18 protein-coding genes are annotated in these 21,854 nt (G+C 68.2%); 16 read left to right on the top strand and 2 right to left on the bottom strand.

The window, feature by feature from the left end:
• Positions 1-2: 2 nt before the first annotated feature.
• A complete protein-coding gene (purM, locus tag Q0654_RS19860) occupies positions 3-1,061 on the bottom strand; it encodes a phosphoribosylformylglycinamidine cyclo-ligase (RefSeq protein WP_298856739.1) in 1,059 nt (352 codons plus the stop codon).
• Positions 1,062-1,194: 133 nt separating this feature from the next.
• Here purM and Q0654_RS19855 point away from each other — a divergent pair, with 133 nt between their 5' ends.
• The 4 genes from Q0654_RS19855 to hda are packed head-to-tail and all read left to right on the top strand — an operon-like array spanning position 1,195 to position 4,840.
• On the top strand, positions 1,195-2,268 hold the full coding sequence (locus Q0654_RS19855) for a DUF2066 domain-containing protein (RefSeq protein ID WP_298856738.1): 1,074 nt from the start codon (positions 1,195-1,197) through the stop codon (positions 2,266-2,268).
• Between the two features lie 16 nt (positions 2,269-2,284).
• Complete coding sequence (locus tag Q0654_RS19850) at positions 2,285-2,848, top strand: CDP-alcohol phosphatidyltransferase family protein (RefSeq protein ID WP_298856737.1); 564 nt, start codon at positions 2,285-2,287, stop codon at positions 2,846-2,848.
• A complete protein-coding gene (locus Q0654_RS19845; RefSeq protein ID WP_298856736.1) occupies positions 2,841-4,148 on the top strand; it encodes an AI-2E family transporter in 1,308 nt (435 codons plus the stop codon). The genes Q0654_RS19850 and Q0654_RS19845 overlap by 8 nt, the downstream gene beginning before the upstream one ends.
• Positions 4,145-4,840 (top strand): DnaA regulatory inactivator Hda, encoded by a 696-nt coding sequence (gene hda, locus Q0654_RS19840; RefSeq protein ID WP_298856734.1) that lies wholly within the window; start codon positions 4,145-4,147, stop codon positions 4,838-4,840. Before Q0654_RS19845 ends, hda begins: the two co-directional genes overlap by 4 nt.
• Positions 4,841-5,465: 625 nt before the next feature.
• On the opposite strand, the gene Q0654_RS19835 is transcribed toward hda, so the two are convergent.
• On the bottom strand, positions 5,466-5,726 hold the full coding sequence (locus Q0654_RS19835) for a Trm112 family protein (RefSeq protein WP_298856733.1): 261 nt from the start codon (positions 5,724-5,726) through the stop codon (positions 5,466-5,468).
• Positions 5,727-5,881: 155 nt separating this feature from the next.
• On the opposite strand from Q0654_RS19835, the gene purE reads away from it, so the two are divergent.
• The 12 genes from purE to Q0654_RS19775 all read left to right on the top strand — a co-directional run bounded on the left by purE (position 5,882) and on the right by Q0654_RS19775 (position 21,848).
• Positions 5,882-6,403 carry a 5-(carboxyamino)imidazole ribonucleotide mutase gene (gene purE / locus Q0654_RS19830; protein WP_298856732.1) on the top strand — a complete coding sequence of 174 codons (522 nt, stop codon included), beginning with the start codon at positions 5,882-5,884 and terminating at the stop codon, positions 6,401-6,403.
• Entirely contained in the window at positions 6,400-7,557 is a 1,158-nt protein-coding gene (locus Q0654_RS19825) for a 5-(carboxyamino)imidazole ribonucleotide synthase (protein WP_298856731.1), read from the top strand. Before purE ends, Q0654_RS19825 begins: the two co-directional genes overlap by 4 nt.
• Positions 7,558-8,703: 1,146 nt before the next feature.
• On the top strand, positions 8,704-9,249 hold the full coding sequence (locus Q0654_RS19820; RefSeq protein ID WP_298856730.1) for a TlpA disulfide reductase family protein: 546 nt from the start codon (positions 8,704-8,706) through the stop codon (positions 9,247-9,249).
• Between the two features lie 696 nt (positions 9,250-9,945).
• On the top strand, positions 9,946-10,479 hold the full coding sequence (locus Q0654_RS19815) for a GspH/FimT family pseudopilin (protein WP_298856729.1): 534 nt from the start codon (positions 9,946-9,948) through the stop codon (positions 10,477-10,479).
• Positions 10,476-11,000: a type IV pilus modification protein PilV gene (gene pilV / locus Q0654_RS19810; protein WP_298856728.1), complete on the top strand. Its 525-nt coding sequence runs from the start codon at positions 10,476-10,478 to the stop codon at positions 10,998-11,000. The genes Q0654_RS19815 and pilV overlap by 4 nt, the downstream gene beginning before the upstream one ends.
• A gap of 9 nt (positions 11,001-11,009) precedes the next feature.
• Positions 11,010-12,188, top strand: coding sequence for a PilW family protein (locus Q0654_RS19805; RefSeq protein ID WP_298856727.1), 1,179 nt, complete (start codon positions 11,010-11,012; stop codon positions 12,186-12,188).
• 3 nt (positions 12,189-12,191) lie between these two features.
• Entirely contained in the window at positions 12,192-12,698 is a 507-nt protein-coding gene (locus tag Q0654_RS19800; RefSeq protein WP_298856726.1) for a PilX N-terminal domain-containing pilus assembly protein, read from the top strand.
• A 19-nt stretch (positions 12,699-12,717) separates the two neighbouring features.
• A complete protein-coding gene (locus tag Q0654_RS19795) occupies positions 12,718-16,398 on the top strand; it encodes a PilC/PilY family type IV pilus protein (protein ID WP_298856725.1) in 3,681 nt (1,226 codons plus the stop codon).
• 65 nt (positions 16,399-16,463) lie between these two features.
• The gene (locus Q0654_RS19790; protein ID WP_298856724.1) at positions 16,464-16,856 is read left to right on the top strand and encodes a type IV pilin protein; all 393 of its coding nucleotides are present in this window, start codon (positions 16,464-16,466) and stop codon (positions 16,854-16,856) included.
• A gap of 1,305 nt (positions 16,857-18,161) precedes the next feature.
• The gene (locus Q0654_RS19785) at positions 18,162-18,533 is read left to right on the top strand and encodes a prepilin-type N-terminal cleavage/methylation domain-containing protein (RefSeq protein ID WP_298856723.1); all 372 of its coding nucleotides are present in this window, start codon (positions 18,162-18,164) and stop codon (positions 18,531-18,533) included.
• Positions 18,534-18,848: 315 nt separating this feature from the next.
• Positions 18,849-20,573, top strand: a complete 1,725-nt coding sequence (gene pilB, locus Q0654_RS19780; protein ID WP_298856722.1) for a type IV-A pilus assembly ATPase PilB — start codon at positions 18,849-18,851, stop codon at positions 20,571-20,573.
• 117 nt (positions 20,574-20,690) lie between these two features.
• A complete protein-coding gene (locus Q0654_RS19775; RefSeq protein WP_298856756.1) occupies positions 20,691-21,848 on the top strand; it encodes a type II secretion system F family protein in 1,158 nt (385 codons plus the stop codon).
• Positions 21,849-21,854: the final 6 nt, after the last annotated feature.

Raw genomic sequence — 21,854 nt, 5'->3', positions numbered from 1 at the left:
GCCTAGACGATCGTGACGCGGTGTTCGCCGCTGGCGGCCACCACTTCGCCGATGCGCCAATGCTTGAGTCCGAGGCGGTCGAGATCGGCCTCGATCGCGCTGGCGGCGACAAGGTCGACCAGCAGGGTGTAGCCGATGCCGCAGTTGAAGGTGCGCCACATCTCGCGCTGCGGCACCGCGCCTTCGCGCTGCAGCCAGTCGAACAGGGCCGGAAGCCGCCAGCTGCTGCTGTCGATGTGCAGGCCCAGGCCCTCGGGCACCACACGGATGATGTTTTCCTCCAGCCCGCCGCCGGTGATGTGGGCCATCGCATGGATGGCCTCGGGGCGCGCGCCGGGGTTGTGCGTGCCGAGCAGCTCCAGCACCGGCTTCACGTAGATCTCGGTCGGTGCCATCAGCGCATCCATCAGCGTGACGCCGCCCAGGTCCATCTCGAACGGCCGGCCGGCGCGATCGACGATGCGGCGGATCAGCGAGTAGCCGTTGGAGTGCGCGCCGCTCGACGCGATGCCGATGATCAGATCGCCGGCCTTGACCGCTGCGCCGTCCAGCAGGGCCGACTTCTCGACTGCACCGACGCAGAAGCCGGCGAGGTCGTACTCGCCGGGCGGGTACATGTCCGGCATCTCGGCGGTCTCGCCACCGATCAGCGCGCAGCCCGCCAGCTCGCAGCCGCGGGCGATGCCGCCGACGACGCTGACCGTAGTCTCGACATCGAGCTTGCCGGTGGCGAAATAGTCGAGGAAGAACAGCGATTCCGCGCCCTGCACGAGGACATCGTTGACGCACATGCCGACGAGATCGATGCCGATCGTGTCGTGGCGGTTCAGCTGCTGCGCCAGCTTGAGCTTGGTGCCCACGCCATCGGTGCCCGAGACCAGCACCGGCTCACGGTACTTGCCGGACAGGTTGAACAGCGCGCCGAAGCCGCCCAGGCCGCCCATCACCTCGGGCCGGAAGGTGCGCTTGACCAGCGGTTTGATGCGTTCGACGACGGTGTTGCCGGCGTCGATGTCGACGCCCGCATCGCGGTAGGTGAGGGGCTGCTGCGGGGTGCTCACAAGGGTGTCCTGGGGCGGGCAGGAAAGCCGCGCATGATAGCAGCCGGCCCCCGCAGGCCGGTGCCGGCGGGCAGGGCTGCGGCCCTCGGTTACCATGCGCGCCTGTTCACCTGCCGACCTCCGGGGCTTCACCGTGCGCCTGCCCGTCCCGTTCCGCCTGCTGTGCCTGACCCTGCTCGGACTGTTCGCCCTGTCGTCCGCCGCAGGCGCCCAGGCGATCGATCCCGCCGCGCTCTACGAGGGTGAAGCCGTGGTCGCCGACCAGTCCGAAGAGGCTCGCGCCGCGGCCCTGCCGCAGGCGCTTGCGGGCGTGCTGGTCAAGCTCAGCGGCAATGCCGATGCGCCGAACCATCCGGGCGTTCGCGAGCAGCTCGATGCGGCGCAGGGCATGCTGCAGCACTACCGCTATCGCAGCGACATCGCCGTGGTCGATGGCCAGCCCGTGCAGCGCGCGGTGCTGGTGGCGCGCTTCGAGCGCAGCAAGGTCGATGCCCTGCTGGCCGGTGCCGGCATCGCCTTCTGGCCCGGCCCGCGGCCGCCGCTGATGCTGTGGCTGGGCATCGACGACGGGCGCGGCCCGCGCCTGGTCAGCGAGGCGCAGGCGCAGGCGGTGGCGGCACTCAGCACGCGCGCCGCTGCCGAAGGCGTCGGCATGATCTTCCCGCTGCTCGATCTCGAAGACCAGGCTGCCGTCGACGTGCAGGCCGTGTGGGGCGAGAACGTCGCCGCGATCATGGCCGGCAGCCAGCGCTACGCCAGCCAGAGCGTGCTGTCGGGGCGCCTGGAGCGCGCTGGCGGCGGCTGGCGGGTGAACTGGGTGGTGATCGACGGCGGTGAGGTGCTGCGGCGTTGGAGCGATGCCGGCGGCGACGCCCAGGCCCTGCTGGCCAATGGCGCCAGCCAGGCGGTGGCCGCGCTGACCCAGCGCTATGCCGGGCTGGCGGCGCTGGGCGAGCCCGGCCGCTATGCGGTGCGCATCCAGGGCGTGCGCTCCGGCGCCGACTATGCGCGCGCGGTCGCCTATCTGCGTTCGCTGAACCTCGTGCGCGGCCTCGAAGTGCGTTCGGCGCAGGGCGAAGCTCTCGTGCTGATGCTCGATCTCGGCGCCGGCGTCGAGGCCCTGCAGCGGCTGGCCGGCTTCGGCCAGGTGCTGCGGCCGATGGGCAGCAGCCCCAGCGGTGCGGCCGAGTTCCAGCTGGAACCCTGATGGCCGGCCGCCGCCGATGACGGTCCTGCGCCACCTGCCGAACGCGCTGACGATCCTGCGCCTGCTGCTGGTGCCGCCGCTGGCGGTGCTGCTGCTGCGCGGCGACTACGAAGCCGCGCTGTGGGTGGCCGCCATCGCCGGCCTGACCGATGCGCTGGACGGCGCGCTGGCCCGGCTGTTCCGCTGGCAGAGCTGGCTGGGCGGGGTGCTCGATCCGCTGGCCGACAAGCTGCTGCTGGTCACCGGCTACGCCTGCCTGTGGTGGCAGGACGTCATACCCGACTGGCTGGCGGCGCTGGTCGCCCTGCGCGATCTGATCATCGTCGGCGGCGCCACCGTCTGGCATCGCCGCGTCGCCCGCCTGCAGCCGGCGCCCAGCCTGCTCGGCAAGCTCACCACCTTCCTGCAGCTGCTGTTCCTGCTGGCCTGCCTGGTCCACCTCGGGTCACGCGCCGAGTTCGGCGCCGTCCTGCCGCCGCTGGCCCTGCTCACCGCCGCGCTCACCCTGCTGAGCGGCATCGACTACGTCTGGCGCTACGGGCGCCGCGCCCGCGCCACCCTTGGAGCACCGCATGACTGATACCCACAAATGGCAGCTGCTGGCGCTCACCGTGCTGCTGGGGGCCCTGCTGTACCTGTTGGCGCCCGTGCTCACGCCCTTCGCCGCCGCCGCGCTGTTCGCCTATCTCGGCGACCCGCTGGTCGACCGCCTGGAGGCGCGCCGGCTGTCGCGCAGTGCCGCGGTCGGCATCGTCTTCCTGCTGATGACCCTGGTCGTGGTCGGCGCCGTGCTGCTGCTGATCCCGATGCTGCGCAACCAGGCGGCGGCCTTTGGCGACAAGCTGCCGGTGTTCGCCGAATGGGTGCAGAACACCGCGCTGCCCTGGGTCGAGACGCAGACCGGCTTCGGCCTGGATCACCTGAAGACCGAGAATCTGGTGGCGCTGGCCAAGGACTACTGGCAGGAGGCCGGCACCGCTGCCGGCCAGGTCTTCGCCCACCTGTCGAGGTCGAGCCTCGCGGTGCTGGGCTTCCTCGCCAACCTCGCCCTGATCCCGGTGGTCACCTTCTATCTGCTGCGCGACTGGGACGTGCTGATGGGTCGTGTTCGCGAGCTGCTGCCGCGCTCGGTCGAGCCGACCGTGGTCAAGCTGGCAGGTGAAGCCGACGCGGTGCTCGGCAGCTTCCTGCGCGGCCAGCTGAGCGTGATGCTCTCGCTGGGCGCGATCTATTCGATCGGTCTGTGGCTGGTCGGCGTCGACCTCGCCCTGCTGATCGGCATGCTGGCCGGTCTGGTCAGCTTCGTGCCCTATCTCGGCATGATCATCGGCTTGGGCGCCGCGTTGATCGCGACCCTCGTGCAGCACGGCGATCTGTTCCACATCGTGCTGGTCTGCGCGGTGTTCGGCGCCGGCCAGATGATCGAGAGCTTCCTGCTCACACCCTGGCTGGTCGGCGACAAGATCGGCATGCATCCGGTCGCGGTGATCTTCGCGATCATGGCCGGCGGCCAGCTGTTCGGCTTCCTCGGCGTGCTGCTGGCCCTGCCGGTGGCGGCAGTGGTGATGGTGGTGCTGCGCTGGCTGCATGCGCGCTACACCGAGAGCTCGCTGTATGGCGGCGAGGGCGACAGCGCGCACCGGCAGAGCCGACGCGAGAGTCGCGCATCGGCGCGGCGCGCCGAAGGCGCCGACGCCCGCATCCAGGCCGAGCCTGCGACCGGCGCGAAGGCCAGCGCCGCGCAGGAGCCACTGGCTGCTGCGGCGACGCATGACGCCGCCGGCGAGCCCCTCGACGCTTCGACGACCCCACGCGAGGGCAGCGGCAAGCGCCGCCGCCGTCGGCGTGGCCCGCGCGGCGGCGGAGAACAGCCGGCGTGAGCGTGCCGCAGCTGCCGCTGAACCTGCGCGCGGCGCAGGCGGCGGGTTTCGATGATTTCGAAGGCAGCGCCGAAGCGGTGGCGCTGCTGCGCGCCAGCGCGCTGGGTGAAGCGTCGGGTTCGGTGTTCCTGGACGGCCCCACCGGCAGCGGTCGCAGCCACCTGCTGCTGGCTACGGTGGCAGAGGCGCGGCGCGCAGGGCGCGAAGTTCACTACGTCCCGCTGGCGACGCTGGGCGCGCGGGCCGTCGACGCCCTGCAGGCGATCGAGGGCACGGGCCTGATCGCGCTCGACGATCTGCAGGCGGTACTGGGCGAGCGTGAGCACGAGATCGCCCTGTTCGCCCTGCACAACCGCGCCCACGATCGCGGCGGACAGCTCATCTATGCCGCCGATGCCAGCCCGCAGGGCCTGCCGCTGGTGCTGCCCGACCTGCGCTCGCGCCTGCAGCAGTGCAGCCGCCTCTCGCTGGGCGCGCTCGACGACGAGGCCCGCCGTCGCGTGCTGAAGCGCCGCGCACATGCGCGCGGGCTGGAGCTGGACGAACCGGTGCTCGACTACCTGTTCCGCCGCCACTCGCGCGACCTGCAGACCCTGACCCGCCTGCTCGACCGGCTGGATCGCGAAAGCCTGGCGGCCCAGCGCAGGGTCACCGTGCCGTTTCTGCGGGCGCTGTTGGGACTGGGCGTCTAGCTCGATCCGAATGCTGATGCCAGCGCGGCGTCTCTCGCGGTCGTAGGGTGGACAAGCGCAGCGCATCCACCAGAACCTTGCCCCGGTCCGACAGCCCGAATGCACGCGGGCGAGGTGCGGCGCAGAACCTCGCCCCGGTCCGGCTGCCGTAGGGTGCGCGTGTCGCGCACCAGGCCCATCCGATGGCCCCGATGGGTGCGAGTTCGCGAGCTCCGGTGCGCCGCAGGCGCACCCTACGCGCACAGCGGCTGTGGCTCCGATGCCGGCGCGGCGTCCCTCGCGGCTGTAGGGTGGATAAGCGCAGCGCATCCACCAGAACCTCGCCCCGGTCCGGCAGCCCGCGGGCACGCGGGCGAGGCGCGGCGCAGAATCTCGCCCGGGTCCGGCTGCCGTAGGGTGCGCGTGTCGCGCACCAGGCCCATCCGATGGCCCCGATGGGTGCGAGTTCGCGAGCTCCGGTGCGCCGCAGGCGCACCCTACGCGCACAGCGGCTGTGGCTCCGATGCCGGCGCGGCGTCTCTCGCGGTTGTAGGGTGGATAAGCGCAGCGCATCCACCAGAACCTCGCCCCGGTCCGACAGCGCGCCTGCACGCTTGCGTGGCCCGGGGCAGGGCGTTTCGCGTTTCTATCCCAGCTGCGACCACTCCACCGCTTCATCGGCCAGCAGCACCGGGATGCCGTCGTCGATGCGGTAGGCGCGGCTGCCGTTGGCGGTGATCAGGCCTTCCTTCCAGGCCTGCGCGAGCACCTGCCCATCCGCCTGCTTCACGCTGCCGGCCGCAATCGCCGCGTTGAGCGCGGCCAGGCGCTGCGCGTCCAGCATCTGCAGCGGCTGGCGGGTCAGCGGGCAGCACAGGATTTCAAGCAGGCGCGGATCAAGGGCCATGGAAGGTCGCCGTGAGGGATGACAAGCCCGCGATTGTCGGCCATGGGGCCAGGCGCTGCAAAGCGCGCGTCGCACGGCCCGTCTACACTGTGCGGCTTCCGGCGGGGCAGGGTGCCCGCGCCGGCCTTGCTATCGCCATGCGGAGGCCGCAGCCGATGACGCAGCACACGCCCGCCGCCCACACCTCCGCGCCGCTGGTTGGCGTGGTGATGGGCTCGCGTTCCGACTGGGACACCATGCAGCACGCCGTGCAGCGCCTTGAGGCCCTGGGCGTGCCGCACGAAGTGCAGGTGGTCAGCGCACATCGCACGCCCGACCTGCTGTTCCAGTACGCCGATGCCGCGGAATCGCGCGGCCTGCGCGCGATCATCGCCGGCGCCGGCGGCGCTGCCCATCTGCCTGGCATGCTGGCCGCCAAGACCGCGGTCCCCGTGCTCGGCGTGCCGGTGCAGTCGAAGGCGCTCAACGGCTTGGACTCGCTGCTGTCGATCGTGCAGATGCCGGCCGGCATTCCCGTAGCCACCTTCGCCATCGGCGTCGCCGGCGCCGCCAATGCCGGCCTGTTCGCCGCCAGCCTGCTGGCCGCGGACCACCCCGCGATCCGTGAGGCGCTGGCCGCGTTCCGCGCCAAACAGACCGAGGACGTGCTGGCCCATCCCGACCCGAGGCAGGCATGAGCGAGCGCAGCTTGATCCGCGTCGGCGTGCTCGGCGGCGGCCAGCTCGCGCGCATGCTGGCCCTGGCCGGTGCGCCGCTGGGCACGAAGTTCCTGATGCTCGACACCGACGCCAACGCCTGCGGCGGCCAGGTCGCCGCGCTGATGCAGGCCGACTACCGCGACCTCGATGCGCTCGGCCGCTTCGCCGCGCAGATCGACATCGCCACCTTCGACTTCGAGAACGTGCCCGCCGACAGCGCTGCCTGGCTGGCCGAGCGCGTGCCGGTGTTCCCCAACCCGCGTGCCTTGGGCGTGGCCCAGGACCGCATGGCCGAGAAGTCGCTGTTCCGCGGGCTCGGCATCGGCACTCCAGCGTTCGCCGCGGTCGACACGCTCGACCAGCTTCGTGCAGCGGTCGAACAGATCGGCCTGCCGAGCATCCTCAAGACGCGTCGTCTGGGCTACGACGGCAAGGGCCAGTTCCGCCTGCGCCAGCCGGCCGACGTCGAGGCCGCCTGGGCCGCGCTCGCGCATGGCCAGCCGCAGGCCAGCCTGATCCTGGAAGCCTTCGTGCCCTTCGACAGCGAGCTGTCGGTGGTCGGCGTGCGCGGCCGCGACGGCGAGTTCCGCAGCTATCCGCTGACCCGCAACTGGCACCACGAGGGCATCCTCTCGCTCAGCCTCGCGCCCGCCGAAGTCTCGGACGACATCGCCGCGCGCGCCGTGGCGCATGCGCAGGCCCTGGCCGACGCGCTCGACTACGTCGGCGTGTTCGCGCTGGAGCTGTTCGAGCAGGGCGGCGCGCTGCTGGCCAACGAGATGGCCCCGCGCGTCCACAACAGCGGCCACTGGACCATCGAAGGCGCGGTCAGCAGCCAGTTCGAGAACCACCTGCGCGCCGTGCTCGGCCTGCCGCTGGGCGACACCGCCACGCGCGGCCACAGCGCCATGCTCAACTGGATCGGCGCGCTGCCCGACTGCGCCGCCGCACTCACCGTGCCCGGCCTGCACTGGCACGACTACGGCAAGAGCGCGCGCGCCGGCCGCAAGGTCGGCCACGCCACCCTGCGCGCCGACAGCGCCGCCCAGCTGGCCGATGCGCTGGAGCGGGCCGGGCAGGTGCTGCAGCGGCAGCCACAGGTACAGCCGGCGATAGACGCGCTGCGCGGCTGAACGCGCCCCTCTCCCGCTGGAGGCGGTGCGGGAGCGCAATGCGGTTGCCGGGCAGCCGATGCTCCCGGGAGTCAGAGCTATGCGTCGCGTCAAGCCCGTCCCAGAGCCCCTCTCCCGCCGGAGCGGTTCGGGATTGCTTATCGGCTGCCGGTGGCAGCCTAAGCTCTCGCAGTCCGAGCAACGCGAGGGCAGCTTGGGGGCAGGGCCGGGCGAAGCGAGTGCTACCCGCCCTGGGGCCCCAGCTCAGCGCCCGACAGCATTGCCGTTCGCCTCATGCCCCGCCGCAAAGCCCCTCTCCCCGTGGGAGAGGGGTTGGGGAGAGGGCCGGGCGAAGCGACCGCTGCCCCTCTTGACGCCCCCGCCCAGCTCGGCTTCCCCTGCTCCAAGCCCCCCATGCCCGATTCGATCGCCCTAGGCCCCCTGCTGCTGCCCACCCAGGCCCTGCTTCTGCTCATCGCGACGGCTGCTGCGCTGGGCGTGCTCAGTCTGCTGCGCGACGCGGAGCCGCCGCTGCGCGCCCGTGCCGAGGCACGCCTGTTCATCGCGCTGGTCCTGGGCCTTCTGGGCGCCCGCATTGGATGGATCCTGCGCCACTGGCAGGCCTACGCCGACAGCCCTGGCGCGCTGCTGGCCTTCCGCGATGGCGGCTATGACCCATGGATCGGCCTCGTCGTGGGCGCCGTCGCCGTTCTGGTCATGGCGGTTCGGCAGCCCGGTGAGCGACGCGCTGCAGCCGCGCCTGCGGCAAACCTCGCACAAGCCTCGCCAGAGGCAAGCCGCTGGCGGATGCGCTGGCGCTTATCCGCCCTACGAAAGCGAGCGACGCCGCGACTTGAGCGAAGCCCAGCTCCGGTAGGGCGGATAAGCGCAGCGCATCCGCCAGCGGGTCCCGCGGAGGCCGGGCCTGAGACGGAGCGATCTTCCGACTTCGATGAAGGCAAAGCGTCGTTCGAACTCGTAGGGCGGATAAGCGCAGCGCATCCGCCAGCGGGTCCCGATGAGGCCGGGCCTGAGACGGAGCGAGCTTCCGACTTCGACGGAGGCAAAGCGTCGTTCGAACTCGTAGGGCGGATAAGCGCAGCGCATCCGCCAGCGAGTGCCGCTGAAGCCGCTGGCACAGCGCAGCCGCACCTTGCGCCACCGCCCATGCGCGAGGAAGCAACTCTCCGCCCCGCGGCAGCCGCACGCCTCAACCCCTGGCAGCGCCTCCTGCTGATCCCCGCCGCCGTCGGCCTCAGCGTCCTGCTTGTCGGCCAGATCCTGCTCGGCCTGCACGCCCGCGCCGGCGCCACGCCGCTGCCGTCGATGCAGGTGCTCGACCTTGAAGGTCGCCCGCAGCGCCTGCCGGCGGGGCAGGGCAGGGCTCAAGTCATCAACCTCTGGGCCAGCTGGTGCGCGCCCTGCCGACGTGAAATGCCGGCCTTCGCCCGCGTCCAGGCGCTGCGCCCCGACGTCGACTTCGTCTACCTCAACATTGGCGAAAGCCCCGCCGAGATCGCTGCCTTCACCCGCACTCTGGCCCTGCCGCTGGCGCCGATCTGGCGCGATCCGGCCGGTAGCGTGCCCGAGCGCCTGCAGGTCCGCGGCTACCCGACGACGCTGATCGTCGACGGCGAAGGCCGCCTGCTGCATCGACGCAGCGGCGAGCTGTCGGAGGCGAGCCTGAAGGCGCTGCTGCCGCCGCGACGCTGAGCCGGCGCAGGGCAGGCCGACGCGGCGCCTTCGAGAAGCAGAGCTCCCGCGATACATCGTCGCTCCGCCAAGACCGGCGGTTTGTAGAACTAGCGTGCTCGCGACCCCGTTCGTCGTCGCCCCCGCGAAGGCGGGGGCCCAGCAGACACTGGCCTCACCCTCGAGAACCCTGGATCTCCGCCTCCGCCTTCGCGAGGACAGGCGCTTCGCGGGGATGACAAACCCCGCGTTCATCCGAGAGCGCCCACCTCGCCACGCGTCGCCCAGAAGTGCACAGGCCAAGCTGCCGGCGGAGATCGGCCAGCGCCAACCCGACGGGTGGGCCAGGGCCCAACCTATGCAAGGTCGCTGGGTGGCCCGGGCACGCCCTATGCCTAGGTCGCCCTGCTGACCAAGGCCGACCCCGTGCGAGCGCTCCTCACTGGGCCAGGGGCTCACCCCGTCCGAGCGACACCACGGCCACCACGGTCCCGCGCCGCCAGGCCCCACGCCGCCGAACTCCCGAACCACCATGCCTCAGAACCGCAACGTCTCCTGCCTCCGCTGCCCCACCCAAGGTTCCACTCTGCGAACCCCATCGCGCTGCGGCCCACCCCCGGAAACGCTGGTCGGTGGCGGTCTACCGGCTGTCCGGCACCTGAAGAACTGTCGCCAAGTCCGCGATACTGTTCGCCTCGGAGCAAACCGGAGGCAGCCATGACCCCGCTCGAACGACCCCGCCACACGGGGTTCAGCGTTGTTGAACTGATGATCATCGTCGCGATCGTCGCCATTGTCGCGACCATCGCACTGCCCAGTTTCAACGAGCTGATCGTGCAGAACCGCCTGAGCTCGCAGGCCAACGAACTCGTCGCGGGCGCCAGTCTGGCGCGCACCGCCGCCATCGAGACCAACTCCGGTGGCGGTCTCTGTCCCGCCAATGCGACCCTGACCGGCTGTGGCGGCGGCTGGCAGAACGGCTGGGTGGCCTGGGCGGACGCCAATGGCAACGGGAACCCCGATGCCGACGAGGTGTTGTCCGTCGGCACCATCAACCAGAGGGACGTGCTCGCCGGGCTGCCTGAGATCCGTTTCGACGGCCGCGGTCGTCGCGTGGAGCCTGCCGCGGGTGCCGGCAATGCAACCCTGCAGCTCAGTGCGGTGTACTGCCCGAGTGGCAAGGGCTTTGTGCGCACGCTCACGGTGAGCCCCGTGGGTTCGGTCAGTACCGGCAAGAGGACCTGCCCATGAGCCGCGTCAAGAGTCGACGCCAGGCGGGCGTGTCCCTGATCGAGGTGATGATCGCGGTGGTCGTGCTGTCCATCGGCCTCTTGGGCGTGGGCACCCTGATGGCGGTGTCCCTGCGCAATACGCAGAGCGCCGGCTACCGCACACAGGCTGCCGATATCGCCTACGAGTTCACCGATATCGCGCGGGCCTATATCGCTGACGGCGCCAACAGCAAGGCCCAGCTGCTCCGCCGCAACGCTTTCAGCGCCCCGAACTGCAATATCGCCGCAGCGCCGGGCTACAACTGCGGCAACGATTCGAACGCACTGGCCTGCGATATCGAGCGCGTTGATGAGCGCGTCTGTCGCGCGTTGCCCGACGGCCGGATCCGCGCCAACTTCGCTCCCGTTGCCGGTGGTGGCAACCGTTTGGCCCTCACCGTGGATATCTGCTGGAGCGACGATCGCAGTCAGACCGCCCAGCAGACCGCCAACTGTTCGTCGGACAGCGAATCCATGTTCCGCCTGGTCACTGAGATCTGAGGACGGCCCGTGCACGCCAACTATTACAACCGCCGCCGCAGCACCGGCCTCTCACTGATCGAAGTCATGATCGCCCTGGTCATTGGTGTCGTGCTGCTGACCGGCATCATGCAGATCTTCGGCTCCACCCAGCTCGCCTTCTCGACTGCAGAGGGCGCCTCGCGCGTCCAGGAGAACGCGCGCTTTGCGTTCGACATGCTGCGCAATGATGTGCGAATGTCGGCGCATGTGGGTTGCCGCAGCGAGCGTCATTACTCCTCTGCCAATGAAGCGCTGTTCAACCACGCTGCCAACCCCTCCACGAACTTCGCAGCCGCACCCTTCGCCCTGCGGGTCGATATGGCGATGGAAGCCTTCGAGTTCGCAGGCAGTGGCCCAGGCGAGGTGGTTGACCTGAGCGGCGGCGTTTCGGCCGGTGTCGGTGCCGGCAGCTTCACTCCGCCCCTGCCGGCCGCCCTTGCCGATGTCACCGGTGATGCGATACGCGGCAGCGACATCATCGTGCTGCGCTATCTGAGCAGCGAGAACGTGCGCAGCGTGCTGCCCAACGTCGCCGCCAACACCATGACCGTGCAGAACCCCCTGGACGTCGCGTTCTTCCGGCGCGGCGACGTCTATGGGGTCTCCAACTGCAAGAGCCTTTCGCTCGTTCAGGCGCTGTCCGACGGGCCTCTCGTCGCTGTCGGCAGCGGCGGTGTGAATGCGGTCAACTGGATTGCCGAGGAAGATGGTTATGCACCGCCAGGCACCTCGGTTCACCGCTACGAATATGTCGTCTACTACGTTGGCATCGATGCCGCCAGCGGTGAGCCTTCTCTCATCATGCGCCGACTGGACGCGAGTCGCGCCAATCTGGTTTCTGGTCCGCAGTCGGTTGTAGAGGGCGTAGAGTCGATGCAGCTCGTGTTCGGTACTGACGTCGGCGCTGCACGCGACGATGTGGTTGATCGTTACTTCACTGCTGCGGGTGTGCCCGGCCTGGCGCCGAACCCGCGCGATGCCTGGAGTCGAGCGCTGAGCGTCCGGGTGGGCTTGCTGATGCGCAGCACCAATACCGCGGGTGCTCTTCGCGACGATACGTCGCCGCCAATCCGCGTGGCCGACACCGTTTTCAGGGTCGCTGACGATCGCCGCGTGCGTCAGGCGTTCGAAACCTCCATCACCATGCGTAACCGCGTCAGGAACTGAGCCATGAACACTCGTCAGTCACGCCGCCTGCGCCCGAGCCCCCCGATGCACCGCCAGCATGGTGCCGCACTGCTGGTCTCGCTGATCATTCTGATCATGTTGAGTCTGCTGGCGATCTCCGCCTCGCAGGTGACTTCCCTGCAGGAGAAGATGGTGCAGGCCTACTGGTCGGATGTTCGTGCCTTCGAAGCGGCGGAAGAGCGCCTCAGGGCCCGCGAGCGCACCCTGCGAGAGATCTCCCAGGCCGAGGAGTGCCCTGTGCTGGAGGATTCGGGCCCGGCCCCCAGCTGGATCAATCCGAACCAGCGACCCACGGCCATCGGAAACCACTCGGCCACCCTCGGTCGCGGCGAGTGGGCGCGCGGCAGCGGGGTGGAGTCAAGCAGCCGTGTCGGCCCGCGTCTCGCCTTCGACTGTTCGTACTTCCTGCTCAGTGCGTCCGATACCGACACCCGCGACGCGGGCGACGCCAACGCCTGGGCCGTGGTCCAGTCCATCTTCGTGCCCTGAGATTCCGGAGCCCCTTGCCATGAACGCCCTCCGATCCTCCCTGGCCAGCGCCGCCGCAGCCATCGTGCTGCTGGCCGGCTTCTCCGCTCCGGCGCAGGCCGAGTTCAACATCGCCCAGTACCCGCTGTTCATCCAGCAGCCGATCAAGCCTGCCTTCATCATGGCGGTCGACAATTCGGGCTCGATGACCGCCGAAACCAACCTGGCGGGCCGTGACGGCTTCCCGGCCACCCGCGGTTTCTCCCAGAGCACCCTGCACTGCACGGCCTTCAACAGCAGCGGTCTGTGCACCAACTGGGCCACCAGCAATATCCAGCGCAACGATTTCTTCAACGCCGCCGGCCAGCTGCAGGACGGCGAAACCGCTGCGACCGGCGGCACCGGCGGCAGCCTGCAGGCGGCCCCGCATCTGTTCCTGTACCCGGGCAAATTCACCGGCTTTGGCGGCTCCTTCGGTCTCGCGCCCATTGACGCGCACGGCTTCGCGCGCTCGCCCGAGTTCAATCCGCTGTACTTCAATCCGACGCGCACCTACGAGCCCTGGTTGAACTATGACGGCACCACCCGCCGTGCGCCGGCCAGCATCACCGCGGCACGCGTCCACCCCGACCAGACCGGCAACGCCTTCAACCTGACCACACAGCGCGAGGTGACCTCCGAGGACACCATGCGCTACCGCGTCTTCCGCGGCACGCGCCTGCAGGCGGGCACACGGTACCGCGGCACCTGTACCCGCCTGCGCGACACCGGCACGAGCTGGCTGACCCTGCAGAACGACGCCATCGTCGACGCCAACTGCGATCTGTATTTCAGCTACTACCCGGCCACCTTCTATCTGGGGCTGACTTCACCGGTGCCGCCCGGCTTCAACCCCCTGAATCGCGTTCTGGCCCTGGACGCCTGCGGCATCGGCTGCAACATGTTCCGTTACGAGATCCGCTCGGCCAACTACACCAGCGCCTCGGCCTACAACACCGCGATCCAGAACTTCGCCAACTGGTTCCAGTACCACCGCAACCGCGCGCTGGCGATGAGCTACGCCATGAGCGAGTCCTTCCGCGACGTCGACTTCATGCGCATCGGCTACTTCCGCATCAACGACGGCACGCCGACCCTGACCATGCGCGACATGGAAACCACGACGGGCAAAGAGGCGCTCTACACCGACTTTCATGCCCTGAACACCACCGGCAGCACGCCCAACCTGCGCGCGGTCAACCATATCGGTAACCAGTTCAAGCGCAGCGATGCCGGTGCGCCCATTCGCCTCGCCTGCCAGATCAATGCCGGCATGTTGTTCACGGATGGCTACGCCAACCTCGCGATCTCCGGCGTGGGCAATGTCGATGGCGGCATGGGCGTTCCCTTCGCCGACGACCACAGCAACACCATGGCCGATACGGCGACCCAGTTCTATCTGAACCCGCTACGCACCGGCCCGGCCTTCCCGGCCGGCATCGTGCCCGTGCCCGCTGCCTGCAATGCGTCGAACCCGGATCCGCGGCTGGATTGCCAGAACTTCCCGCACATGAACTTCCACGCCATCACCTTCGGCGCCCGCGGTCGCATCTTCAATCCGGCCAACCCGGTCGATCCCTTCGTCACGCCTGTAACATGGCCACCCTTCGAGTCGGGTCAGCGCAGCACCATCGACGACCTCTGGCATGCCACCGTCAACACCCGCGGCCGCATGATCCAGGCCAACCAGCCGGAGGACATCGCCTCGGCGCTCACCGAGATCATCCAGGACGTGCTCGACCGCTCGCGTCGTGCGGGCGGCGTGGCGGGCTCCAGCTCGCGCATCGACGCCGGCTTCCTCGCCTACATCCCCGAGTATTCCGGTGACGACTGGACCGGCGACCTCAAGGCCTACGCCTTGCAGAGCGACGGCCAGCTGGCGGCCACGCCCACCTGGAGTGCTGCAGAGAAGCTTGCCTCGGTGCCGGCCGGTTCCCGCAACATCTTTGCGGTGCGCGACCTGGCGGGCAGCTTCAGCCTGGTGCCCTTCAGCGTGAGCGGCCTGGGCGGCGCCACCGGTGCCCAGGACGCGCTGGGCATCACGCCCACCGACATCGCCGAGATGGGCAATGCGACCATCGACCAGATCGTCGCCTACCTGCGCGGCGATCGCAGCAGCGAAGTGATCAATGGCGGCCCGTTGCGCACCCGCAGTGCTGCGATCGGCGACATCCTTAACTCGCAGCCGGCACTCAACAACGCCGTCAACTTCGGCTACGCACTGCTCCCGCCCTCGGAAGGCGGCGGCGCCAGCGGCCCCGGCAGCTATGGCGCCTATGTGGCAGCCAAGCGCTCGCGGCCACCGCTGGTCTTTGTGGGCTCCAATGACGGCATGCTGCATGCCGTCAGCTCCGGCCCCGCCGGCGGCGACGTGAAGTTCAGCGTCATTCCGAACTCCGTGCTCGGCTACATGAAGGAGCTGCCCAAGCAGGGCTACCAGCACCTCTACTACGTCGACGGTTCGCCGACCCAGCACGATGTGCGCCTCGGCAGCGCCTGGCGCACCATGCTGCTCAGCTACAACGGCGCCGGCGGCAAGTCGATCATGGCCCTCGACGTCACCAATGCCGCCTCGGGCTTCGGCACCGATAACTTCATGTGGGAGTTCCGCCATCCCAACCTCGGCCATGTCCTCAATCCGCCAACCGTTGGTCTGTTGGAGAGCGGCGACTGGGCCGTGTTCGCCGGCAATGGTCTGAACAGCAGCGACAACCGCGCCCGCCTGATGGTGCTGGACGCCGCAAACGGTGGCCTGCGCGAAAGTATCGTCGTCGGAGCCGGATCAGCCTCCAACCCCAATGGTCTGACCTCGGCCGTGCCCATGGACACCGACTTCAACGGCAAGGTCGACACCGTCTACGGCGGCGACATGCACGGCAACGTCTGGAAGTTCACCGTTAGCGCCTCCGGCTCGTTCAGCGCCGGCAGCCTGCTGTTTACCGCCACCGACTCTGGCGGCACGCGTCAGCCGATCACCGGTGCGCTCGACTCTGCCCCGCACCATATTGAGGGCCAGATGGTGGTGTTCGGTACGGGCAAGTACGTCGAGGTGGGTGACAACCTGCCGACCGCGCAGGCCACCACCCAGATCCAGACCCTGTACGGCATCTGGGACAAGAATGATGGCTCTACCGTGGGCGCGCGCAGCAACCTGCAGCCCCAGCAGATCACCAGCTCGAACACCAGCAACGGTCGCGAGTCGCGTCAGCTCTCCAGCAATACCGTCGACTGGGACAACCAGCGCGGCTGGTACCTCGACCTCAGCGTCGGCTCTGCCGAAGGTGAGCGCTCGGTCGGCCGTCCGCGCATCTTCCTGGGCAGCGTTGCATTCACCACGCTGGAGCCGCAGGGCGACGAGTGCAGCCCGGGTGCCCTGAATCGCCTCTACCTGACCCGCCTGCTGACTGGAGCGCCCGCACTGAACCTCAACAATGGCAACAGCAACACCGGTGCAGTAGTGATCAGCCAGGGCGCTCCGGTGTTCGAGCCGCCGATCGGCATCATCTCGCCGCCGGGCTCCGGCCCGCGCCAGGAAGATCCGCGCGACGCCGATGGCAATCTGATCGAGCCTGGGGAAGGTCCGAACTGCACCTCGCGCCTTGCCGCCATCGTCGGCTCCGAAGGTGCGGTCGACATCGGTGTGTTGAACTGCGGTCGCCAGTCGTGGCGCCAGCTCCAATAAGCGGTGGCGCCGGCTGCGGCCGGCGCCGCTTTCACCCAATGCTCCACAGCACCCCAGGGGGGGCCATGAACACACCTACGCAGCGTCGCCGCGCCGGCTTTTCCTTGATCGAGCTGATGATCGTGGTCGCGGTTCTCGGCATCCTCGCCTCGATCGCCTGGCCGAGCTATGTCGAGCATGTGCGGACCTCGCGGCGCGCCGAGGCAAAGTCGGCCCTGCAGGCGGCGGCGCAGTGCATGGAGCGCTTCAACACCTCCAACCAGACCTTCGTCGGAGGCCAGGCGCGCTGCCCGCTTCCGCCCAACGATTTCTACAACCTGAATTACGCGAACATCGCCCGCAACACCTTCACCGTCACCGCCCAGCCCACGGGTGGTCAGTCCAGCGACCCCTGCGGCCTGCTGGGCTTGAACCAGGCCGGTGCCAAGACGGCCCAGGGCGGCGGCAGCTGCTGGTAGCGCAAGCGCGGCTGCGCTGCCAAGCTGGAACCATCTACCCGTGCCGAGCTGCCAGCCCGGTGCGGGTTTTTTTTGGCCGCGTTTGGCGCTCATCGCGCGCGCAGCGGCGCTTTGAACCGCGCATCGCGTCGTCACGCTCTCCGTCAGCCGCGATCCAGGAAAGCGACGCCTTGCATCGAACGGAGCAGAAGAGCGCGGTCCGCGTAGGGCGCGTAAGCGCAGCGCATGCGCCGAGGGATGTCGCCCCAGGAGCTCCCGCTCCCGAAGCTGCCGCTGCCAAGAGATGTCGCTTCTAAAGAGATCTCGCCCCAATCGCCAAGCTCCGCGACAGACCCGGCCCGACGCCTCACTGCCTGTAGCGTCCGCGCGCCTGGTCTCCGATCACGAAGTGGCTTCCCTCGCGCTTGCTGGCGGATGCGCTGCGCTTATCCGCCCTACGACTCGAGTGACGCCGAGCATCCAACAAAGCCACAGCGCACTGGGCGCGCAGGTACTCAAGGCGCAGCGCACGTGCCAGAACCTCGCCCCAGGCTCCCGTGCTCGTAGGGTACATAAGCGCAGCGCATGTACCGGAACCTCGCCCCAGGCTGCCGTGCGCGTAGGGTACATAAGCGCAGCGCATGTACCGGAACCTCGCCCCAGACTCCCGTGCGCGTAGGGTACATAAGCGCAGCGCATGTACCAGAACCTCGCCCCAGGCTCCGCCACCTCGCCCAAAGCCCAAGCGCACGCCGTAGTCGTGGGAATCGTGCGGGCCTGTCGCTCCGTTCAAGCCGAGGCTTCCCTCGCACCCGCTGGCGGATGCGCTGCGCTTATCCGCCCTACGACTCGGGTGACGCCACGAATTGAACAAAGCCACCGCGCACTGGGCGTGTCCCTGCGTCCGCGCGCATCGATTGCGTTGGGCCGCGCTGCGCTTGGCGCAACCTACGACAAGGCCGCAAACGCCCGCCTGTGAAGACCCGCCGCGCCGCCGGCCGGTGCGCACACTGACAAAAAACGTCAGCTTTGGCCTGCGCGGTCGGCTACCGGTGCCAGGGCAGTGGGGCAGGGCGTGAGGCCGAACACAGACCGCTGCGCGGCATAACAAGGGTGCTATCGAGAAGCGTGAGCCAGCGCCGCAAAGTGCAGCAAAACAAGGGCTCTGCGCGAATCTGCGCAGCCGCGCACGGACTTGGCATGCTTGCTGCTAGACCCTGTGCACACGGTGTAGCGCTGGCTCGAAGGGCCAGGGACAAGGCGAAGCAGCCAGTTCCGCACCGTGCAAAGGCAGCATCCAACCTACTGTTCTCCGGGAGACACACCATGAAGAAGCAAGCCGGTTTCACCCTGATCGAGCTGATGATCGTTGTCGCAATCATCGGCATCCTGGCCGCCATCGCCCTGCCGGCCTACCGTGACTACACCCAGCGTTCGGCGAACGGCGCCTGCCAGGCTGAGGCCAAGGCGTATGTCGGTAGCGCCATCGCCGCCGCTGCGCAGAACGATCCGGTCAACTTTCCGATTCCCGCGTGGGACCCGCTTGCCCAGGCTTGCGCGACCGCGCCGAGTCTGACCCAGGCTGATTGGAACAACGGCGCCGTGCTTCGCTACATTCCGCAGGTCCGCGGCAATGCGGCGATCCTGCAGAACGTCGATTGCAACGCCGGCACCGGCACCTGCACCTTGGTGCCGTAAGGGTGGGATGAAGCGAGCTTTGCTCTGAGGGGCGGCTCGCTACGCTCTCGAAAGGCCTCGGGTTTTCCGGGGCCTTTTTTTTGCTAGTCGTGTAGTCGCTGTTCCGCGGACCCTTGCTCAAACGGAGGCTGTGCAAGGCAATTGCCGTGGGGAGGGGGCAAGAGCTGTTGCCAGAGAGCAGCATTCAAAGTCCGGTCGCTTTGCATTTCGTGACAGTTCTCGCGAAACGGCCTTTCCGCCCGTCCGCACTTGCTGTGCTTCCGCAGAAGCATGCGGTAAAGTCCCGTTCAGACAGGCTTTAGCGGAGCAGCACCCATGAACGGCCCAGCCACCGTCAACCTGGTGGGCATCACCGGCATTGCCCGCCGCCTGGTGCAGGACGGCCACCTGGGCGAGGCCGACGCCCGCAAGGCCTTGGACGAGACCGGCAAGGACAAATCGCCGATCACCCAGTGGCTGCTCAGCCGCGGCCTGGTCAGCGGCAGCCATATCGCCCAGGCCCAGGCCGTCGAGTTCGGCATGCCGATGATCGACGTCGCCGCCATGGACCCGGCGCAGATGCCGGTCAAGCTGATCGACGAGAAGCTGATCACCGGCCATCGGGCCTTGCCGCTGTTCAAGCGCGGCAGCCGCCTGTTTGTCGGCATCGCCGACCCTACCAATACGCGCGGCCTGGACGAGATCAAGTTCGCCGCCAACCTCGTGGTCGAGCCCATCCTGGTGGCGGTGGACCAGCTGGAGAAGGCCATCGACGCGGCGCTCAGCGCTGCGGACTCTGCCGTGGGCGGCATGGAAGAAGACGAGGGCCTGGAGAACCTCGAGCTCGGTGAGACTGGTGATGAGGGAGACACCGGCGGCGGTGTCGATGCCAAGGGCGACGACACCCCGGTGGTGCGCTTCGTCAACAAGATGCTGGTGGACGCGATCAAGCGCGGCGCCTCCGATATCCACTTCGAGCCCTACGAAACCGAGTACCGCGTGCGCTTCCGCATGGACGGCATTCTCAAGTCGGTGGCCAAGCCGCCTGTCAAGCTGAGCCCGCGCATCGCCTCGCGCCTGAAGGTGATGTCGGCTCTGGACATCGCAGAAAGACGGGTGCCGCAGGACGGCCGCATCAAGCTCAACCTGTCCAAGACCAAGTCCATGGACTTCCGCGTCAGCACCTGCCCGACCCTGTTCGGCGAGAAGATCGTGCTGCGTATCCTCGACGGCTCGGCGGCCAAGCTCGGCATCGACAAGCTGGGCTACGAGGACGACCAGAAGAAGCTGTTTCTGGAGGCCATCGAGAAGCCCTACGGCATGGTGCTGGTGACCGGCCCCACCGGCTCGGGCAAGACCGTGTCGCTGTATACGGCGCTGAATATCCTCAACACCGAAGGCCGCAATATCAGCACGGTCGAAGATCCGGTCGAAATTCGCGTGGCCGGCATCAACCAGGTGCAGCAGAACAACAAGCGCGGCATGACCTTTGCCGCCGCCCTGCGCAGCTTTCTGCGCCAGGACCCGGACGTGATCATGGTCGGCGAGATCCGCGACCTGGAAACCGCAGAGATCGCGGTAAAGGCGGCACAAACGGGCCATATGGTGCTCAGCACCCTGCACACCAACGACGCCCCGCAGACCGTCAGCCGCCTGATGAACATGGGCATCGCGCCCTACAACATCATCAGCTCGGTGACCCTGGTGATCGCCCAGCGTCTGGCTCGCCGCCTGCACGACTGCAAGCGCCGCATCGAGTTGCCCAAGCCGGCCCTGCTGGCCGAGGGCTTCACCGACGCCGATATTGCCGCCGGCATCAATCTGTACGAGGCGGTCGGCTGCGACGAATGCAACGAGGGCTACAAAGGCCGCACCGGCATCTACCAGGTCATGCCGCTGACCGAGGAGATCCAGGCCATCATCCTGCAGGGCGGCAACGCCATGCAGATCGCCGATGCGGCGATCCGCTCGGGCATCAATGACCTGCGCAAGTCGGCCCTGCTCAAGGCCCGCAACGGCGTCACCAGCCTTGCCGAAATCAACCGCGTCACCAAGGACTAAGCCATGGCCGTAGCCACCAAGACCGCCGCGCGCCCCGCCGCCCGCGCCCTGCCCAAGCGTCAGGGCAGCGAACTGCAGACCTTTGTCTGGGTTGGCAAGGACAAGCGCGGCACCGTGATGAAGGGCGAGCAGCTGGCCAAGAACGCCAACCTGCTCAAGGCCGAGCTGCGCCGCCAGGGCATCGTGCCCAGCGTGGTCAAGCCGCGGCCCAAACCGTTGTTCGGCAAGAGCGGTGCCACCATCACGGCCAAAGACATCGCGATCTTCAGCCGCCAGATCGCGACCATGATGAAGTCGGGCGTGCCGGTGGTGCAGAGCTTCGAGATCATCGCCGGCGGCCAGACCAACCCGCGCATGAAGGCGATGCTGGAGGACATCAAATCCAATATCGAGAGCGGCAGCACCCTGTACGAGGCGCTGAGCAAGCATCCGGCCCAGTTCGACGAGCTTTACTGCAATCTGGTGCGCGCTGGCGAGGGCGCCGGCGTTCTGGACACCGTGCTCGACACCATCGCCAGCTACAAGGAAAGCACTGAAGCGCTGAAGTCGAAGATCAAGAAGGCCCTGCTGTATCCCAGCATCGTCATCTTCGTCGCTGGCCTGGTCTCGGCCCTGCTGCTGATGTTCGTGGTGCCGCAGTTCGAACAGGTGTTCAAGAGCTTCGGCGCCGACCTGCCGGCCTTCACCCAGCTGGTCATGGGCATGTCGCGCTGGATGGTCAGCTACTGGTGGCTGGTACTGATTGTCGTGGTGGGCTCGGGCGTGGCCCTGGTGCAGGCCAACAAGCGCAGCTATGCCTTCGCCCGCTTCAAGGACCGCATGCTGCTGCGCCTGCCGATCATCGGCCCGATCATGCATAACGCGGCGATTGCGCGCTTCGCGCGCACCCTGGCCACCACCTTCAAGGCCGGCGTGCCCCTGGTCGAAGCCATGGAAACCGTGGCCGGCGCCACCGGCAACATTGTGTATACAGAAGCCGTCAACAAGGTGCGCCAGGATGTCGCCGTCGGCTACCCGCTGAACACGGCGATGAAGCAGGTCAACCTGTTTCCGCACATGGTGCTGCAGATGACCGCCATCGGTGAGGAAGCCGGTGCGCTGGACACCATGCTGTTCAAGATCGCCGAGTTCTACGAGGCCGAAGTCAACAACGCCGTCGATAACCTGAGCACCCTGATCGAGCCGCTGGTGATGGTGGTGATCGGCGTGATTGTCGGCGGCCTGGTGATCGCCATGTACCTGCCCATCTTCAAGATCGCGGCGACCGTCGGGTGATCGAGT

Source organism: uncultured Aquimonas sp. (assembly GCF_937888285.1).
Classification (GTDB): domain Bacteria; phylum Pseudomonadota; class Gammaproteobacteria; order Xanthomonadales; family Xanthomonadaceae; genus Aquimonas.
The sequence above is the reverse complement of the archived record's forward strand: the minus strand, read 5'-3'. Positions and strand labels throughout refer to the sequence as shown.

Excerpts from the sequence above, each read along its gene's own strand:
- Q0654_RS19850 (WP_298856737.1), top strand. The coding sequence starts at position 2,285 with ATGACGGTCCTGCGCCACCTGCCGAACGCGCTGACGATCCTGCGCCTG.
- Q0654_RS19845 (WP_298856736.1), top strand. The coding sequence starts at position 2,841 with ATGACTGATACCCACAAATGGCAGCTGCTGGCGCTCACCGTGCTGCTG.
- Q0654_RS19835 (WP_298856733.1), bottom strand. The coding sequence starts at position 5,726 with ATGGCCCTTGATCCGCGCCTGCTTGAAATCCTGTGCTGCCCGCTGACC.
- purE (WP_298856732.1), top strand. The coding sequence starts at position 5,882 with ATGACGCAGCACACGCCCGCCGCCCACACCTCCGCGCCGCTGGTTGGC.
- Q0654_RS19825 (WP_298856731.1), top strand. The coding sequence starts at position 6,400 with ATGAGCGAGCGCAGCTTGATCCGCGTCGGCGTGCTCGGCGGCGGCCAG.
- Q0654_RS19820 (WP_298856730.1), top strand. The coding sequence starts at position 8,704 with ATGCGCGAGGAAGCAACTCTCCGCCCCGCGGCAGCCGCACGCCTCAAC.
- Q0654_RS19815 (WP_298856729.1), top strand. The coding sequence starts at position 9,946 with ATGACCCCGCTCGAACGACCCCGCCACACGGGGTTCAGCGTTGTTGAA.
- pilV (WP_298856728.1), top strand. The coding sequence starts at position 10,476 with ATGAGCCGCGTCAAGAGTCGACGCCAGGCGGGCGTGTCCCTGATCGAG.
- Q0654_RS19800 (WP_298856726.1), top strand. The coding sequence starts at position 12,192 with ATGAACACTCGTCAGTCACGCCGCCTGCGCCCGAGCCCCCCGATGCAC.
- Q0654_RS19795 (WP_298856725.1), top strand. The coding sequence starts at position 12,718 with ATGAACGCCCTCCGATCCTCCCTGGCCAGCGCCGCCGCAGCCATCGTG.
- Q0654_RS19790 (WP_298856724.1), top strand. The coding sequence starts at position 16,464 with ATGAACACACCTACGCAGCGTCGCCGCGCCGGCTTTTCCTTGATCGAG.
- Q0654_RS19785 (WP_298856723.1), top strand. The coding sequence starts at position 18,162 with ATGAAGAAGCAAGCCGGTTTCACCCTGATCGAGCTGATGATCGTTGTC.
- pilB (WP_298856722.1), top strand. The coding sequence starts at position 18,849 with ATGAACGGCCCAGCCACCGTCAACCTGGTGGGCATCACCGGCATTGCC.
- Q0654_RS19775 (WP_298856756.1), top strand. The coding sequence starts at position 20,691 with ATGAAGGGCGAGCAGCTGGCCAAGAACGCCAACCTGCTCAAGGCCGAG.